The sequence below is a fragment of the Mesorhizobium dulcispinae genome, assembly GCF_033977345.1.
Classification (GTDB): domain Bacteria; phylum Pseudomonadota; class Alphaproteobacteria; order Rhizobiales; family Rhizobiaceae; genus Mesorhizobium; species Mesorhizobium dulcispinae.
Genome location: NZ_JAVIIY010000007.1, coordinates 160785 through 177508 on the forward strand (window position 1 = coordinate 160785; position 16724 = coordinate 177508).

Genomic DNA, 16724 nt, shown 5'->3' on the forward strand with positions numbered 1-16724 from the left:
CACAGACTTACCCCTGTCCGCCTGGCGTTCGTCAGGCTCCGCGCGCCTTAAGCCATCTGAGCACCAGCGTCTCCTCCTCATCGAGGCCCGGGATAAGGCGCTTTCGGTGGTTGGCTTCCGCCATTTCGCCGCGCAGCTTCCCTTGCGCCCACGCCTCGAAGACGAGCGGATGGATATAGCACCGGCGGCAGACGGCTCGCGTGTTGCCGAGCCGTTCGGCAACCTGGTCGACGATGTCGTTCATCACCCGCTTTTTCCGGGTCATGCTTTCGGGACGCTCCGCCTGCGCAAACAGGGATGCCGCATGGATGGTGCCGCCCCAGGTGCGGAAATGCTTGGAGCTGAACTCGGAGCCCAACGCCTCGCGGATGTAGCGGTTGACGTCCTCCGAGCGCAGCGGCCGCCGAGCGCCGTCTTCATCGAGATACTGAAACAATTTCTGGCCCGGCAGATCCTGGGCGCCGCGCACGATTTTGGCCATGCGGCGGTCGACGAGCTTCAGCTTCCATTCCTTGCCGGATTTGCCCTTGAAGGCGAAGCGCAGGCTGGAACCGGTGATTTCGACATGGCGGTCGCGCAGAGTGGTCAGCCCGAAACTCTTGTTGTCGCGGGCATAGGCGGCATTGCCGACACGGATCATGGTGTTGTCGAGCAGCCAGACGATCGCGGCAACCACGCGTTCCAGCGGCAGGCCATGCCGGCGCAGGTCGGCATCGATCTGGCGCCGGAGATCGGGCAATGCCTCGGCAAAGGCGACAAGGCTGGAATATTTGACGCCGTCCCGCTCCTCGGTCCATAGCGGATGATAGCGGTACTGCTTGCGTCCGCGCTGATCCCGGCCGGTCGCCTGGATATGGCCGTTCGGGTCGGGCGAGATCCATACATCGGTCCACGCCGGCGGAATGACGATCGCTTTGATGCGGTCCAGCGTCGCCGCGCCGACCGCGCTCCCGTTTGGAGCGACGTAGGAGAATCCCTTGCCTTTCCTCAGCCGCCGGATGCCCGGATCGGCATCGCTGACATAGCTGAGCGACGCGCTTTCAGCCGAATTTTGTGCCCTGTTCCTGCCGGCTTCGCCGGCGCTCGCCGAACGGTCAAGGGACGGATGTGATCGCTGCAGCATGATGGCTCCACGGAACTTTGTCCGTGGATAAGCCGCGCAACGGCTGGCCGGTTCCCTCCTCTCGTGGAGCGCTTCAGCCCCGCCGGTCAGCGGACACGTCCGCCATCCAGAGCCCGCCGTCGTCGACATGGGCTGGAAAGTAGTCCCGCCCGGCCGGTATCGCTTCCAGAACCGCTCCCGACTCATCCGCCAGATAGTCGTAGCCGATCTGCTGCAAACGGCGGTCCGGATCGAGATGATTGTAGAGGTCGCGACGTGCCGCGCGCCGTTTCGGCTCGATCATCTTCAAATGATAGAGATTGAGGCCGCTGTCCCGGAGCTTGAAGCCCAGGTCTTCGGGGAACCAGGCGCCATGCAAATCCATCGAGCGAAATTGGTCCGGGTGATAGGCTCGGAAAAGCCGGTGCTGCATCTTCCGACCCCATGGCCCGTCGACGCGATAGCTGGCCGCTGTGTACATCTCCCGGCAGTGGAACCCCCAGGCGATGCGCCTGGATCCGCCGGTCAGTTGGCCGATCCGGCTCGCCACGGCATTTTCCATTCGTTCGTCCGGGTCCATTGCCAGAACCCAATCGGCGCCCGCCTCATAAGCCGCCGCGATAAGCGCGCGCCGCCTCTGCGGTTCACTGCTGAAAACCGCGTCCACCGCCCGATCGTCATAGGCGATCCAGCCATCGACGATTGGGTCGAGATTGGCGAGAAGGTCGGGCACCAGATGCGCGTCGTAGCGATAGCTGAAGACGGCGACGATCCTTTGCCGCGACCAGAGCCATCGACCGCGCCGCCGGCGCGGCTGCTTCATCTCCAAGGTGATCATGGGCGCCTGCCCGTCCTATCGCCATACCTTGCGCCGACGGCTGCCCCCAGCGATTTGGCGAACAATGCCACCCACACGATCGGCAGCGACAACATCGCGAAACGTCTATCCTCTTCAGCCAGGCCTTCCTTTGCCAACTTGCCGACATTGCGCCGGTCCCGAAATACCCCTTTGAAAATCCGCAATGGCTTTTGGCGTCCAACGGATTTGAGATAGGCGCCATATCGGCGTCCGCGCAGATACTGGTCGGCAATCAGCCGGATCAGCCGTGTCTCGTTGCGATGGACGGTAAGCACCGCCGGCTCCCATAGCGGCACCATCGCCTTCGGCAGCCTTTCCATGAATTCCGTGTCTTCCCCCGACGCCATTTGTTCGTTGAACAGGCCGTACCGATCGAACAATTTTCGGTCGAAGGAAACGCCGTAGCGAAGTGCTTTATGGGCGGGAAGACCCGGCAGGCGCCGCATGTAGGTAACGAGATGGGCCGCGCACGCCACCAGATTGCGCGGATGACTGTTGGCGATAGCGCTTGCCACGGCCGCGACGCCTTTTCGGTGATGGCGCAGCCGCACCTCGGCCCACCCCGGGCAAGCCAGACAATCATCCGCGAGAAAAGCAATGAAGGGAGCCTTCGTCGCCGCTATGCCGCGGTTTCTCGCGGCACCGACAAACAGCCTGTGCTCGAATTCGATGACTGGCACGTCGAGTCCGGCATCGCCCAGAAGCGCCTGGGCACTCCCGCCGCCGGAATTCACGACCACGACCTCGAGCGGGATGTTCTGGCCGAGCACCGACCTTACCGCCGCGACCAGATCGGTCGGAGCCCGGAAACCTATCACCACGACTGCGAGTTCCGGCCCGTCGGGCATCAGGCACTTTGCAACTGGATGCGATGGGCCGAGAACCGGCGCCGCGCTGCGATCTTCAGCCGGTAGCGCATGCAGCGCCAGATGTCGGCGGAAACCTTGGGGGCGGCCTCGGCGACCGCCAGGAATTTTGCCGCCGTTTCGAGATCGCCGCGAGCGTAGTGAACGCGCGCGATCTTGAGCGCCACAAGGCCTTCCCTCGCTTTCAAGGAAGACTTCGGGATGCCGCAGTCGGCGAGTTCGCGCAGCGCCAGGCGCCATTCGAGAAAGCGCCGCGCAGGCTTTATCGCGAAGCGGTCGTCCGAGCGTCCCGACGACACGAAGTAGATCATGATGGGCTGTGTCACGACCGCGAGCGAGGCCTTGCTCATCACCCGCGCCCAGAACAATGTGTCCTCGTCGTAGGCAAGCCCGGTCGGGAATCGGTTGTCGCCGACCGTGCGCCGCGACACCAGCGCACTGCCGACGGCAATCGACCGGATCCTGCCTTCCAGATAGGCGGTGGCATTGGCGAGCCCGGCAGCTATGTAGCCGGCCGGCGTTTTGAACTGTCGGTCCCGACCGTCGGTCCGCCGGCGGTATGCGCCGACCACCATGTCCGCGCCTGGCTTGGTCCTGGTCTTGGACAGCAGCGTCCGCAACCCGCCCTCAAGATGCAGATCGTCGGCATCGATCATGTAAATCCAGGGAAAGCGCGCCTCGGTCAGCGCGAGATTGCGGGAGCCGCCTGCGTCCCGACAACCCGACTGGATCACCCGGAACGGCAGGGCCAGCCGCGACGCTGCGTCCGCGGCCACAGCCGCCGTATTGTCCGTCGAGGAATCGTCGACCAGTATCACTTCGCCAATGATCTCGGCCTCCGAGCGCAAGGTTGCCAATGTGTCGGCAACGGTTGCCGACGCATTGTGTGCTGGAATGATGATGCTGACCGCTGTCAACAATTAAACTCCAAGCCAGTGCCCGGCCGGCCGGTCCACGCCCCGGCGGCAAGATAGCGGTGGGATCGCGATTTGAGAAGCAGCCCGCGCAACCGATCCTACGTCTTCAGGCAGCGACCGGGATGACGTCGACGGCCTGCTCGCCGACCTGCCCGCCGGTGGTCTTCAGGACGCCGACGATCGGCGCTACGTCGGAATAGTCGCGGCCGTATCCGACCGTGATATGGTCGTTGCTCGCCCGCATGCCGTTGGTCGGGTCGAATTCCTGCCAGCCGGCATCGCGCCCGCACCAGGCTTTCACCCAGGCATGCATGGCGTCGGCGCCTTCGAGTCTCGGTTTTCCTTTGGGCGGAATCGTGCGCAGGAAGCCGCTGACATAGCCGGCGGGGATGCCAAGCCCGCGCAGCCCGGCGATCATGATATGGGAAAAATCCTGGCAGACCCCGCGTTTCAGCGCGAAGGCATCGCTGGCCCGCGTCTGCACGGTTGTCGCCTTGCCGTCATAGGTGAAATCGCGGTGGATGCGGTTGCAGAGATCGACCGCCGTGGCGACCGCCGAACCGGCAAGGCTTTCCCGCGCATAGGCGGTGATCGCCGCATCGATGCCGGCATAATCGCTGGCCGTGAGGAAATGATGCGGTGCGTTGGGGGACAGCGAACGTACCGCGTCGAGTTCCGCCCTCAAGCCGTGGATATCGGGCGAGACGTCGAGGCCGGGTTCCGGCCGCGACACCGACACCCGCGCGCTCATCCTGATGTCGAGCTCCTCATGCGCGTCGCGAAAGGCGATCGCGGTGACGTTGTTGCCGAAGAAATCGGAAAAATCCGCCCGCTCGGCCGGCATCGGCTGGAACGACAGCGAAGCAGCGATAACCCGCTGCACGCCGGCAATCGTCTGCGGCAGCACACGCACCTGATGCCTGCCGCCACCGGCAGCGGCGGCGTATTCGTAGTGCAGATGGAGCCTGATGTCGTAAAGCATCGCCGCTACCCGAAATAGGCCTTGGCGAGGCTGCTGTAGAGATCGCCGATCTGGTTGGCGAGATCGTCGAGCACCTTCGCGGTCATGTCCTGGGGCTCCATCACGGCAATCGCCGTGTTGAGCTGCAGGATTTCCTTCGCCGCGGGCGACATATGGCCCTCGCCGCCGACCGAAGGCAGCATGCCGATCTCGGCCTTGAGCCGCTCGAGCTGGAACAGGATCGAGCGCGGATTGAGCGGGTCGAGCGCGAGCAGGTCGATCACCGTGCGCCGCCCGGCCTGCACCGGATATTGCCGGCGGTGGGTCATGACGCTGTCGCCGATCTCCAGCATCATGTCGAGCGCGCCGTCCGGAGCGCCGTTTCCGGTCAGCCGCGCCAGCGTGCGGGCGATCTGGATGCCGCGCTCCAACCGCCGGCCGATCTCCAGGAAACGCCAGCCGGTGAAGCGGTACATGTTCTCGTGCAGCAGGCCTGAGAAGCCGGCGAGCTTGCGCAGCATGACCGTCATTGCCCGCGTCGCATCGTCGCCGGGAGCCACGGTGCCGGCGAATTTGTGGATGGTCTTCGACAGGTCCTTCAGCGCCAACCAGCCGTCCGGCGAGAAACGGTCGCGGATCTGGCCGGCGCTGTAGACGGCGCTGTCCAGCGTGCTGATCAGTCCCAGCGGGATAGCGGATTCGACCTCGATGCCGAACGGTTCGAGATAGTCCCTGATGTCGGCGAGCAGCGGCATGTCGGGATCGGACGTCTCTGCCAGCCGCACATGATAGGCGCGCAGGATGCGTACCGTGTCTTCCGAACGCTCGATATAGCGCCCGAGCCATGTCAGGTTCTCCGCCGCGCGGCTCGGCAGGCTGCCCGGCATGGTGCGGGTGAAGCTGTCATGCTCCTGCGGCAGCAGCGTCTCGCGCTCGACCGGCCTGTCGCTGACCACCCAGACATCCGCCGCCTGGCCGCCGCGCTGCATGGCGATCGCGGTCGGATCGAGCGAGAAGCCGACACGCGCAAAGCCGCCGGGCATTACGGTCCAGCCTTCTTGTGTTCGCGCCAGATAGACACGCAGGCTGGCGGGCCGCGGCTCCAGCCGGCCGCCGGCAAAGACCGGAGTGGTCGAGAGCGTCACGGCTTCCTGGCCGACAAAGCCGGCACCGTCGGCCTCGATCCGCGCGATCAGCTCCGCCCGCTCCCCGGCCGAAAGCGCCGAGCCGAGCCTGGTCGCGCCATCGTCCTCGAAGGCGAGCCGGGTAGACAGCGCTGGACCGATCACCATGCGGTCGACATTGGCCAGCACATGGTCGCGCTCGGTCTGCTGCCCGCACCACCAGGTGGCGATGTTGGGCAGCTTGAGCTCCTCGCCATGCAACTCCCGCGCAATCCGCGGTAGGAAGGAAAGCAGCGCCCGCGTTTCCGCCAAGCCCGAACCGAGAGCATTGACTGCCGAGACTGTGCCGCGCCGGATCGCCTCGACCAGTCCCGGCGTGCCGATCTGCGAATCCGGCTTGAGTTCGAGCGGATCGGCAAAGGCCGCATCGAGCCGCCGCCACAGAACGCCGATCGGCATCAGGCCCGAAACGGTGCGCACCATCAGGCGGCCGCCAGAAACGGTCAGGTCCTCGCCTTCGAGCAGCATGATGCCAAGATAGCGCGCGATATAGGCGTGTTCGTAATAGGTCTCGTTGAGCGGCCCCGGCGTCAGGATGGCGACGCGGCCGCCCGAGTCCTTGGCCATGCCGTTCAGCGCATCGCGGAAACGGCGGAAGAAGCCGGCAAGGCGATGCACATGCAGCTCGCCATAGATGTCCGACAAGGCGCGTGTGGTGGCGACGCGGTTCTCCAGCGCGAAGCCGGCGCCCGACGGCGCCTGCGTGCGGTCGCCCAGCACCCACCAGCGGCCGTCCGGGCCGCGGCCGAGTTCGAAGGCGACCATATGCAGGAAATGACCGCTGGCCGGCCGTATGCCGACGACAGGGCGCAGATATTCCGGGCTGGCAGCGATCAGCCCGGCCGGCAGGATGCCGGTCTCGATCAGCCGGTTCGGCCCGTAGATGTCGGCCAGGATCGCCTCGAACAGGTCGGCGCGCTGGACGAGGCCGGCGCTGATCTCGGCCCACTCCTTTTCATCGATCAGCAGCGGGACATGCGCCAGCGGCCATTCGCGTTCGTTGGCGCCGGCCTTGTCGTAGACGCGGTAATAAACGCCGGCGTCGCGCAGATACTGGTCGGCGCGGGCAAAGCGCTGTCCGAGCGTCTCCGCCCCCAATTCGTCCAGCGCTTCGATGAAGGACCGCCAGGCCGGGCGCGGATTGCCTCTCGCGTCGACCATCTCGTCGACGACGCCGTCAATCGGCCGGTAATGCTCCAGCAGGCTCTGCGCCCGCGGCCTGCCGCCCGCCCGCTTCTGATTCCCCTTGGCCATGGTGGATCAGAGTCTCGCCGGCCGCCTGAGGTCAAGGGTCATCGGGAAGTCTTCAGAGCCTTCTTCGTCGCGCAGCACATAGCCGCCCGGCGTGTGGCCGCGCGGCTCGAAGCGGGCCAGCCGCCGCGCTTCGGCCTCGTTGCCGTTGACCGGGAAGGTGTCGTAGTTGCGGCCGCCCGGATGCGCGACATGGTAGACGCAGCCGCCGATCGAGCGGCCGGACCAGCGGTCGTAGATGTCGAAGACCAGCGGCGTGTTGACCGGCAGCGCCGGATGCAGCCCCGACGCCGGCTGCCAGGCCTTGAAGCGCACGCCTGCCACGGCGACCTCTCTGCTGTCGGTCACCTTCATCGGCACGATGCGGCCATTGCATACGACCGCGTGACGCTCCGGATTGAGGCCTTCCGTCCTCACCTGCAGCCGCTCGACCGAGGAATCGACGAAGCGGACCGTGCCGCCGATCGCGCCCTGCTCGCCCATCACGTGCCAGGGCTCAAGCGCTTGCCTGAGCTCCAGCTTGACGCCACCATGCTGCACCTCGCCGCAGAACGGAAAGCGGAATTCGAGTTGGGCTGCGAACCATTCCGGACGGAAGTCGAAGCCGTTGAGCTTCAAGTCTTCCAGAACGTCGAGGAAATCCGCCCAGACATGATGCGGCAGCATGAAACGGTCATGCAGCGACGTGCCCCAGCGCACGAAGCGACCGTCGAGCGGGCTCCTCCAGGCGCGGGCGATGATGGCGCGGACGAGAAGCTGCTGCGCGAGCGACATGCGCGCATTGGGCGGCATCTCGAAGCCGCGGAACTCGACCAGCCCGAGCCTGCCGGTCGGACCGTCCGGCGAGAACAATTTGTCGATACAGATCTCCGATCGGTGCGTGTTGCCGGTCACGTCGGTAAGCAGATTGCGGAACAGACGGTCGACCAGCCATGGCAAGGGCGCCTCGCCCTTGTCGGGATGCGGCACCTGAGCCAGCGCGATTTCAAGCTCGTAGAGCGAATCGTGGCGCGCCTCGTCGAAGCGCGGCGCCTGGCTGGTCGGACCGATGAACAGGCCCGAGAACAGATAGGACAGCGACGGGTGACGCTGCCATTGCAGCACCAGGCTCTTCAACAGGTCCGGCCGGCGCAGGAACGGGCTGTCGTTGGGCGTCGCGCCGCCGACTACGACATGATTGCCGCCGCCGGTGCCGGTGTGGCGGCCGTCGATCATGAACTTGTCGGTGCCGAGCCGCGACTGCCGCGCTTCCTCATAGATCGCCGTGGTCGTGGCGACGCATTCCCGCCAATTGGCGGCCGGGTGGATGTTGACTTCGATGACGCCGGGATCGGGCGCCACGCGGATGACGTTGAGGCGCGGGTCGTGCGGCGGGGCATAGCCCTCGATATGCACCGGCAGGCCGATCGCCTTGGCCGCGTTCTCGGCCGCCGCCACCAGTTCGAGATAGTCTTCCAGCGCCTCGACCGGCGGCATGAAGACGCAAAGCCGCCCGTCGCGCGGCTCGACGGTGAGCGCGGTCCGCACCGCGCCGCCGATCTCGGTGAGCTGCTGCTCGACGCGGTCCTGCTGCGCGGTGGCGGCCGTGAACGAAGCTTCCGCCTGCTGCCGGGCGATGTCGTCTGCCCCGCCGGCTGGAGCCTCAGGCAGGATTGCGTCGCGCGCCGGCAAGGCACCACGCGGCACCGAAGGATCGACCGGCACGATGTAAGGAAATTGCGCCGGCGGCACGTAAGGCAGCGCCCCGAGCGGCAGCCGGTAGCCGACCGGGGAATCGCCCGGCACCAGGAACAGGCGGCCGCGCCGCGTCTTCCATTTTTCCGAGCGCCAGCGCTGCCCGGCGGCCTGGCTGTTCCAGCGCTGGACCGGCAGCACGTAGCCGGACGGCTTGGTCAGCCCGCGCTCGAAGACGCGCGCCATACGGCTGCGCTCCTCGGGGTCTTCCAGCTTGGAGTTCGAGGGATCGACATTGTCCGGCAGCTTGCCTTCCTTGAGCAGCCATTCGGCCGGGTCCTCATAGGCCTCGCTGACCATCGCCTTGTCGATGCCGAGTTCGCCGGCGATCGCGGTGAGCAGACTTTCGGCCTGTTCAGGTCCGACCGCGGCATTGCCCTTCTCTCGTGCGATCAGCGAAGGGTCGCGCCAGACCGGCTCGCCGTCGGTGCGCCAGTAGAGCGAGAAGGTCCAGCGCGGCAGGCTCTCGCCCGGATACCACTTGCCCTGGCCGTAGTGGAGAAAACCGCCCGGCGCGAAGCGTTCGCGCAGCCGGCGGATCAACTCGTCCGCCTTGTCGCGCTTGGTCGGGCCGACGGCTGCCGTGTTCCATTCGGCGGACTCGAAATCGTCGATCGACACGAAGGTCGGCTCGCCGCCCATCGTGAGCCGCACGTCCTGCTTTTGCAGAACCGCATCGACCTTGTTGCCCAGCGCGTCGAGCGCCTCCCAGCTCTCGTCCGAGAACGGCTTGGTGATGCGCGGATGCTCGGCGATGCGGTCGACGCGCATGTCGAAGCCGAAATCGACATTGGCGAAGCTCGCCATGCCGGAGATCGGTGCGGCATTGCGGAAATGCGGCGTCGCCGCCAGCGGCACATGGCTTTCGCCGGTAAGCAGGCCCGAGGTCGGGTCGAAGCCGATCCAGCCGGCTCCCGGGATATAGACCTCGCACCAGGCGTGCAGGTCGGTGAAATCGACGGCGGTTCCGGGCGGTCCGTCCAGCGAGACGAGGTCCGGCTTCAACTGGATCAGATAGCCGGAGACGAAGCGCGCGGCGATGCCGAGGTTGCGCAGGATCTGCACCAGCAGCCAACTCGAATCCCGGCAGGAGCCCTTGGCCGCGGCGAGCGTCTCTTCCGGTGAATAGACGCCGGTCTCCATGCGCACGATATAGGCGATCTCGCGCTGCAGCCTTGCATTGAGGCCCACCAGGAAATTGACGGTATTTGTCGGGCTGCGGTCGATGGTTTCCAGGAATTTTGACAGCAGCGGCCCGGGCGGCTCCGGCGTCCGGTAGATGGCGAGGTCTTCCCTGATCTCTTCCGGATACTCGAAGGGGAAATTCTCTGCCGACTCTTCAACGAAGAAGTCGAACGGATTGTAGACCGTCATGTCGGCGACGAGATCGACCTCGATCTTGAGTTCCGTTACCGGCTCCGGGAAGACGAAGCGGGCAAGGAAGTTGCCGTACGGGTCCTGCTGCAGGTTGACGAAGTGGTTCTTCGGCTCGACCTTCAGCGAGTGGCTGAGCACCTTGGTGCGCGAATGCGGCGCCGGCTGCAGCCTGATCACCTGGGGGCCGAGCACCACCGGCCGGTCGTATTTGTAATGGGTCAGATGGTGGACAGCTGCCAGAATTGCCATGGTGCCCCGGAGAATGGCGTTTTACCGCCAGACCCTGACACAAGTCCTGGGCATTCTCCAAGCAGAGATGTTGCGCTGCACCTAATTTAAGCAGCTAATAAACGCACTGCGTCGCCGGATAACAGCCAGTGTCCAACGCCCGCGATTGGCGAAGACCTCTGCGGCTTCGTCATCCTATGGCGGAGCAAGGAGCGGAGCGACGCGCGCAGACCATAGGATCCATTCCGTGACGCCAGCCGAAGAACGCGGCGGTGCAAACAAACCTCCGTCGCGCCCCTGCGCCGTAAATTCCTGCACCGCGGCGGCGCCTTGACGTCACGGAATGGATCCTCGGGTCAAGCCCGAGGATGACGAAGCCGAGGATCGGCTCAGAAAAACGCCTGGATACCGGTCTGCGCCCTTCCCAGGATCAGGGCATGCACGTCATGCGTGCCCTCATAGGTGTTGACCGTCTCCAGGTTTTGCGCGTGGCGCATGACGTGGTAGCCGATCTGGATGCCGTTGCCGCCATGCATGTCGCGGGCCTGGCGGGCGATGTCGAGCGCCTTGCCGCAATTGTTGCGCTTGACGATGGAGATCATCTCCGGCGCCATCTTGCCTTCGTCCATCAGCCGGCCGACGCGCAACGAGCCCTGCAGGCCGAGCGCGATCTCGGTCTGCATGTCGGCGAGCTTCTTCTGGAAGAGCTGCGTGCCGGCGAGCGGCTTGCCGAACTGCTTGCGGTCGAGACCGTATTGCCGCGCCCGGTGCCAACAATCCTCGGCCGCGCCCATGGCGCCCCAGGAGATGCCGTAGCGCGCGCGGTTGAGGCAGCCGAAGGGGCCCTTCAGGCCCGAGACGTTGGGCAGCAGCACCTCTTCGCCGACCTCGACGCCTTCCATCACCACTTCGCCGGTGATCGAGGCCCTGAGCGACAGCTTGCCGCTGATCTTCGGCGCCGAAAGCCCTTTCATGCCCTTCTCCAGCACGAAGCCGCGGATCTGGTTGTCATGCGCCGCCGACTTCGCCCAGACGACGAAGACGTCGGCGATCGGCGCGTTCGAGATCCACATCTTGGAACCCGAGAGCCTGTAGCCGTTCGCCGTCCTTTCGGCGCGCGTCTTCATGCCGCCCGGATCGGAGCCGGCGTCCGGCTCGGTCAGGCCAAAGCAGCCGATCCATTCGCCGGAGGCAAGCTTCGGCAGGTACTTCCTGCGCTGCTCTTCCGTGCCATAGGCATGGATCGGATACATGACCAGCGACGACTGCACGCTCATCATCGAACGGTAACCGGAATCGATGCGCTCGACTTCCCGGGCAACCAGGCCGTAGGTCACGTAATTGGCGCCGAGGCCGCCATATTCCTCCGGAATGGTGATGCCGAGCAGACCCGCCTCGCCCATCTCGCGGAAGATCGAAGGATCGGTCTTTTCATCGGCATAGGCTTCCTCGATCCGCGGCGCCAGCTTGTCGGCGGCGAAGGCCGCCGCGCCGTCGCGCACCATGCGCTCGTCCTCGGAAAGCTGGTCCTCGATCAGGAAAGGATCGTTCCAGACGAAGGCGTTCTTCTCGGCGGCCATGACCTCGGTCTCCCGGCAAAATCTTGGATTGCCCGGCTTATCGGCCTCCGCCTGCAAAAAATCAAACGAAATTGCATCACGGATCAATGAGCGTTAGTAATGGATCATGAATGTCCAGCGCCGCCTTTTGCCGAACACCGCCGCGCTTGCCGCCTTCGAGGCGGTGGCACGTCTCGGCTCCTTTACCGCCGCCGCTCGCGAGCTCGATCTGACGCAAGGCGCCGTCAGCCGGCAGATCGGCCTGTTGGAGGAGCAATTCGGACGCCGCCTGTTCGAGCGCGACAGCCGCAATGTCAGGCTGTCGTCGGCGGGAGAAATCTACGCAGAGGCGGTTCGCTCAGCGCTCGGCCAGTTGCGCGATGCGGCGCTTGGATTGATGAGCAATCGGCATAGCGGCGTTCTCAACCTGGCAATTCTGCCGACCTTCGGCACCCGCTGGCTGATGCCGCTGATCCCGGATTTCGTCGCCCGCCATCCGGACATCACCATCAACTTCGCCACGCGCATCGGCCGCTTCGACTTCGCCCGCGAGCGCCTCGACGCGGCCATCCACCACGGCATGCCCGACTGGCCGGACGCCGACTGCACGCTTTTGATGCGCGAAACCGTCATGCCGGTGGTTTCACCCGAATTTCTGGCCAGCCGCGACATCGCTACGCCGGCCGATATCAGCCGCCTGCCGCTGCTGCACATGGCGACGCGCCCCGGCGCCTGGAGCGAATGGTTCGAAGAACAGGGCCTCGACGCGCCGACCGGCCCCGGGATGCAGTTCGAGCAGTTCGGCACGGTCGCACAGGCCTGCATGGCGGGGCTCGGCGTGGCGCTGTTGCCGGAAATCCTGATTGCCGGGGAATTGCAGCGCGGTCAGCTGGTGCCCGCGCCCGGCCAGCCGATGCAGAGCCGCAGCGCCTATTATCTCGTCGTGCCGCACGACAAACGCGGCCATCCGCCGGTTGCCAGTTTTCGCGATTGGCTCCTGGGCCAGGTCGAGAAGGAGCCGGCTTTTCTGGCCTGGTAGCTACTTCCGCTTCATCGCCTCAGCGAGCGCCGCCCCGAACGCGCCCTGTGCCGGCCGCTCCGGCTGACGCTGCGGCGCCTGAGAACGCGGCGCCGGCTTGCCGCCGGCGTGATCGCGCTGACCACCGCGCGGCGCCCCGCTCTCACCGCCATCCTTGCGCATCGAGAGCCCGATGCGGTTGCGCTTGATGTCGACATCGACGACCCGCACCTTCACCACATCGCCAGCCTTCACCACCTCATGCGCATCCTTGATGAAGCGATCCGCCAGTTGCGAGACATGCACCAGCCCGTCCTGATGCACGCCGATGTCGACGAAGGCGCCGAAGGCCGCGACATTGGTGACGGTGCCCTCGAGCAGCATGCCGGGCTTCAGATCCTTGATGTCGTCGACACCTTCGGCGAAGGTTGCCGTCTTGAAGCCGGGGCGCGGGTCGCGTCCAGGCTTTTCGAGCTCCGCGATGATGTCGCGCACCGTCGGCAGACCGAAGCGCTCGTCGACGAAGACGCGCGGGTCAAGCGCCTTGAGTGCCGCGCTGTCGCCCATCAGCGAACGCACGTCTCGTCCGCAGGCGGCGACGATCTTTTTCGCAACGCCATAGGCTTCCGGGTGTACTGAAGACGCATCGAGCGGCTCGGTGCCGTTCGGGATGCGCAGGAAGCCAGCGCACTGCTCGAATGCGCGCGGTCCGAGGCGCGAGACATTGAGGAGATCGCGGCGCGTCGCGAACGGGCCGCCGACATCGCGATGCGCGACGATCGCTTCGGCAAGCGACGGTCCCAGCCCCGAAACGCGCGCCAGCAGCGGCGCGGATGCCGTATTGAGGTCGACGCCGACCGCGTTGACCGCATCCTCCACCACCGCCTCAAGCGAGCGGCCGAGCCGGTACTGGTCGACATCGTGCTGGTACTGGCCGACGCCGATCGATTTCGGCTCGATCTTGACCAGTTCGGCGAGCGGGTCCTGCAGGCGCCTGGCGATCGACACAGCCCCTCGCAGCGACACGTCAAGCTCGGGAAACTCCGCAGCTGCCGCGGCCGAGGCCGAATAGACCGAGGCGCCCGCTTCGCTGACGATCACCTTGATCGGCTTCGGCCCGCCATCCGCAGGCAGGCTGGACAGCATGTCGGCCACCAGCTTCTCGGTCTCGCGGCTGCCGGTGCCGTTGCCGATCGAGATCAGCTCCACCCTGTGCAGACGGACAAGCTTGGCGAGCTCGGCCTGCGTGCCCCGCACGTCATTCTTCGGCGGAAACGGATAGACCGTCGTCGTCGCCACCAGCTTGCCGGTGCCATCGACCACCGCCACCTTGACGCCGGTGCGGATGCCGGGGTCGAGCCCCATGGTCGGCCGCGAGCCGGCAGGCGCCGCTAGCAAAAGATCCTTCAGGTTGCGGGCAAAGACATGGATCGCCTCTTCCTCGGCCCGCTCGCACAGGTCGCGCATCAGGTCGAGCGTGAGGTGCAGCGAGAGCTTGATGCGCCAGGTCCAGCCGGCGACCTCCATCAGCCATTTGTCTCCCGGCAGCGTGCCGCCGATCGCATAGGCATTGGCGATCATGCGCTCGACCGGTTTCACCGGCGACTGATCGTCGGCATCGACCTCGATGTCGAGCGACAGCACCTCTTCGTTGCGGCCGCGCAGCATGGCCAGGGCGCGGTGGCTGGGAACGCCCGCCCAACGCTCCACATGGTCGAAATAATCGGAGAATTTCGCGCCCGCCTCCCGCTTGCCGTCGACGACCCTGGCGCGCAGGAAGGCGCGTTCCTTCATATAGGCGCGCAGCTTGCCGACCAGATCGGCGTTCTCGGCAAATTGCTCCGACAGGATGTCGCGCGCACCTTCGAGCGCCACCTTGGCGTCCGGCACCTCTTCCGTGACATAGGCAAGCGCGAGTTCGGCCGGCACCGCCGAACGGTCGGCGAGGATCGCCTCGGCCAGCGGCCCGAGCCCACGTTCCCTGGCGATCTCGGCCTTGGTGCGGCGCTTCGGCTTATAGGGCAGGTAGATGTCCTCGAGTTCGGCTTTGGTGCTCGCCGCAGCGATCTTGCCCTCGAGCTCTTCGGTCAGCTTGCCCTGCTCGCGGATCGAGCCGAGGATCGTCTCGCGGCGCGCATCCAACTCGCGCAGATAGGCGAGCCGCTCGGAAAGGTCGCGCAGCTGCGTGTCGTCGAGCCCGCCGGTGACCTCCTTGCGGTAACGCGCCACGAACGGAACTGTCGCGCCCTCGTCGAGCAACCCGATTGCCGCCGCAGCCTGTTCCGGCCGCGAGCCGATCTCGGTCGCGATGATTGCTGCGATACGCTTGATGTCCGATGCCATGCTGGTTCCTGTCGAAAAGAGCGGCGACCATAGGCCGGGATGCTCCGCCCGCCAACCGCCGTACGTTCACCCGGCCGGGAAGGTCCACAGGAAACAGCAATGAGGGCGGACCACCGGAGTGGCTCAGACCATCCGGCTCAGCGCTTCGAGGAAGACGACGATGTCGACATCGAGCTTGTCGTCCACCGGCTCCGGCTGCGACGACATCTTGGCGATCACCACCTCGGCCTTCGGATTGACGTAAATCCACTGGCCATGAATGCCGATGCCGCAGAAGGCGCCGCTCGCCGTGCCCATCTGGTACCATTTGTTGCGGTAGCGGCCTTCGGGGAAAAGGAACGCCATCGTGCCGCGCTGCCACGCCTCAAAGCTGCCGCCGGCGGCAACCGTGTCGCGCACCCAGGCTTCTGGCACGACGCGGCGGCCGTTGGCCATGCCGCCCTGCCGCATCATCTCGCCGATGCGGGCAAGGTCGCGCGGCGTCATCGACATGCCACCGGCCGTGCGCGCCGTGCCTTCCATGTCGACTGTCACCGACATCTCGCTCGCAGCACCCAGCGGCAGCCAGAGTTTCTCGCTGAGCAGGTCGCCGACGCGCTTGCCCGACGCCCGCTCGAGCAGGATGCCGAGCATATCCGAATTGGGCGAGCGATAGCGGTAGGTCTGGCCATGCGGCTCGGCGAGACGCTGGATCGTCAACAGGAACGCCGCGAGGCTTTCCGATCCGCCGCCAGGGTTCCACAGCGTCGCGCGGCGATAACGGGCGAAAGCGCTTTCCGGATCGAGATAGGCCTCCTCGAAGTCGAGGCTGACCGTCATGTCGAGCACGTTGCGCACGCTGGCATCGCCATAGGCCGAGCCTCTGGCCTCGGGGATGTACCGCGTCACCGGCGCCTCCGGATCGAACATCCCCTCGCCTTCGAGAATGCCGCCGAGAATCGCGGTAACCGACTTGCTGATCGAGAAGATGATGTGACGCTGGCCGAACGCCATATTCGGCGCCGACCAGTCGCCGACCAGCCTGCCGGCCTTCATGATCGCCAGCCCGTCGGTATCGGAGCGCTTGAGGAAGGCTTCGACGGTTTCGGGCCCGCCGGCGAGCGTGACCTTTTCGTCCAGCAAGCTGCCGAGGGATTTCGCCTGGCTCTCGCCGCCGGACGCGGCCGCGACATGCGCGCTCGGCACCAGCTCGCCGACATTCTGGAACGACCACTGGCTGAACGGCCTCAGCCGCCAGTTGTCGAGCCGCACATCCTTGCGGGCAAAGCCATATCTGGTCTCGAACGCGGTCTTGCCGGTCACGATCTCTCTCCCGGTTTTCTGTG

The 16724-nt window shown here is 65.6% G+C and carries 11 protein-coding genes; 1 reads left to right on the forward strand and 10 read right to left on the reverse strand.

Going from position 1 to position 16724, the window contains the following annotated elements:
• Nucleotides 1-31: 31 nt before the first annotated feature.
• The 8 genes from RFN30_RS17265 to RFN30_RS17300 all read right to left on the reverse strand — a co-directional run bounded on the left by RFN30_RS17265 (nt 32) and on the right by RFN30_RS17300 (nt 12059).
• Nucleotides 32-1123, reverse strand: coding sequence for a DNA topoisomerase IB (locus RFN30_RS17265; protein ID WP_320263284.1), 1092 nt, complete (start codon nt 1121-1123; stop codon nt 32-34).
• A 73-nt stretch (nt 1124-1196) separates the two neighbouring features.
• The gene (locus tag RFN30_RS17270) at nt 1197-1835 is read right to left on the reverse strand and encodes a glycosyltransferase family protein (RefSeq protein WP_320263285.1); all 639 of its coding nucleotides are present in this window, start codon (nt 1833-1835) and stop codon (nt 1197-1199) included.
• A 101-nt stretch (nt 1836-1936) separates the two neighbouring features.
• Nucleotides 1937-2809 (reverse strand): glycosyltransferase family 2 protein, encoded by an 873-nt coding sequence (locus RFN30_RS17275; RefSeq protein ID WP_320263286.1) that lies wholly within the window; start codon nt 2807-2809, stop codon nt 1937-1939.
• Entirely contained in the window at nt 2809-3744 is a 936-nt protein-coding gene (locus tag RFN30_RS17280; protein WP_320263287.1) for a glycosyltransferase family 2 protein, read from the reverse strand. The genes RFN30_RS17275 and RFN30_RS17280 overlap by 1 nt, the downstream gene beginning before the upstream one ends.
• A 106-nt stretch (nt 3745-3850) precedes the next feature.
• On the reverse strand, nt 3851-4726 hold the full coding sequence (locus RFN30_RS17285; RefSeq protein WP_320263288.1) for a transglutaminase family protein: 876 nt from the start codon (nt 4724-4726) through the stop codon (nt 3851-3853).
• A gap of 5 nt (nt 4727-4731) precedes the next feature.
• Nucleotides 4732-7143, reverse strand: a complete 2412-nt coding sequence (locus RFN30_RS17290; RefSeq protein ID WP_320263289.1) for a circularly permuted type 2 ATP-grasp protein — start codon at nt 7141-7143, stop codon at nt 4732-4734.
• 6 nt (nt 7144-7149) lie between these two features.
• Nucleotides 7150-10500: a transglutaminase family protein gene (locus RFN30_RS17295; RefSeq protein ID WP_320263290.1), complete on the reverse strand. Its 3351-nt coding sequence runs from the start codon at nt 10498-10500 to the stop codon at nt 7150-7152.
• A 368-nt stretch (nt 10501-10868) separates the two neighbouring features.
• Nucleotides 10869-12059, reverse strand: a complete 1191-nt coding sequence (locus RFN30_RS17300; protein WP_320263291.1) for an acyl-CoA dehydrogenase — start codon at nt 12057-12059, stop codon at nt 10869-10871.
• Nucleotides 12060-12165: 106 nt separating this feature from the next.
• On the opposite strand from RFN30_RS17300, the gene RFN30_RS17305 reads away from it, so the two are divergent.
• Nucleotides 12166-13077, forward strand: coding sequence for a LysR family transcriptional regulator (locus RFN30_RS17305; RefSeq protein ID WP_320263292.1), 912 nt, complete (start codon nt 12166-12168; stop codon nt 13075-13077).
• Here RFN30_RS17305 and RFN30_RS17310 read toward each other — a convergent pair whose 3' ends face one another.
• Both RFN30_RS17310 and RFN30_RS17315 read right to left on the reverse strand, forming a co-directional pair.
• Complete coding sequence (locus RFN30_RS17310; RefSeq protein WP_320263293.1) at nt 13078-15399, reverse strand: Tex family protein; 2322 nt, start codon at nt 15397-15399, stop codon at nt 13078-13080.
• Nucleotides 15400-15522: 123 nt separating this feature from the next.
• Nucleotides 15523-16701, reverse strand: a complete 1179-nt coding sequence (locus tag RFN30_RS17315) for a serine hydrolase domain-containing protein (RefSeq protein WP_320263294.1) — start codon at nt 16699-16701, stop codon at nt 15523-15525.
• Between the last annotated feature and the right edge of the window lie 23 nt (nt 16702-16724).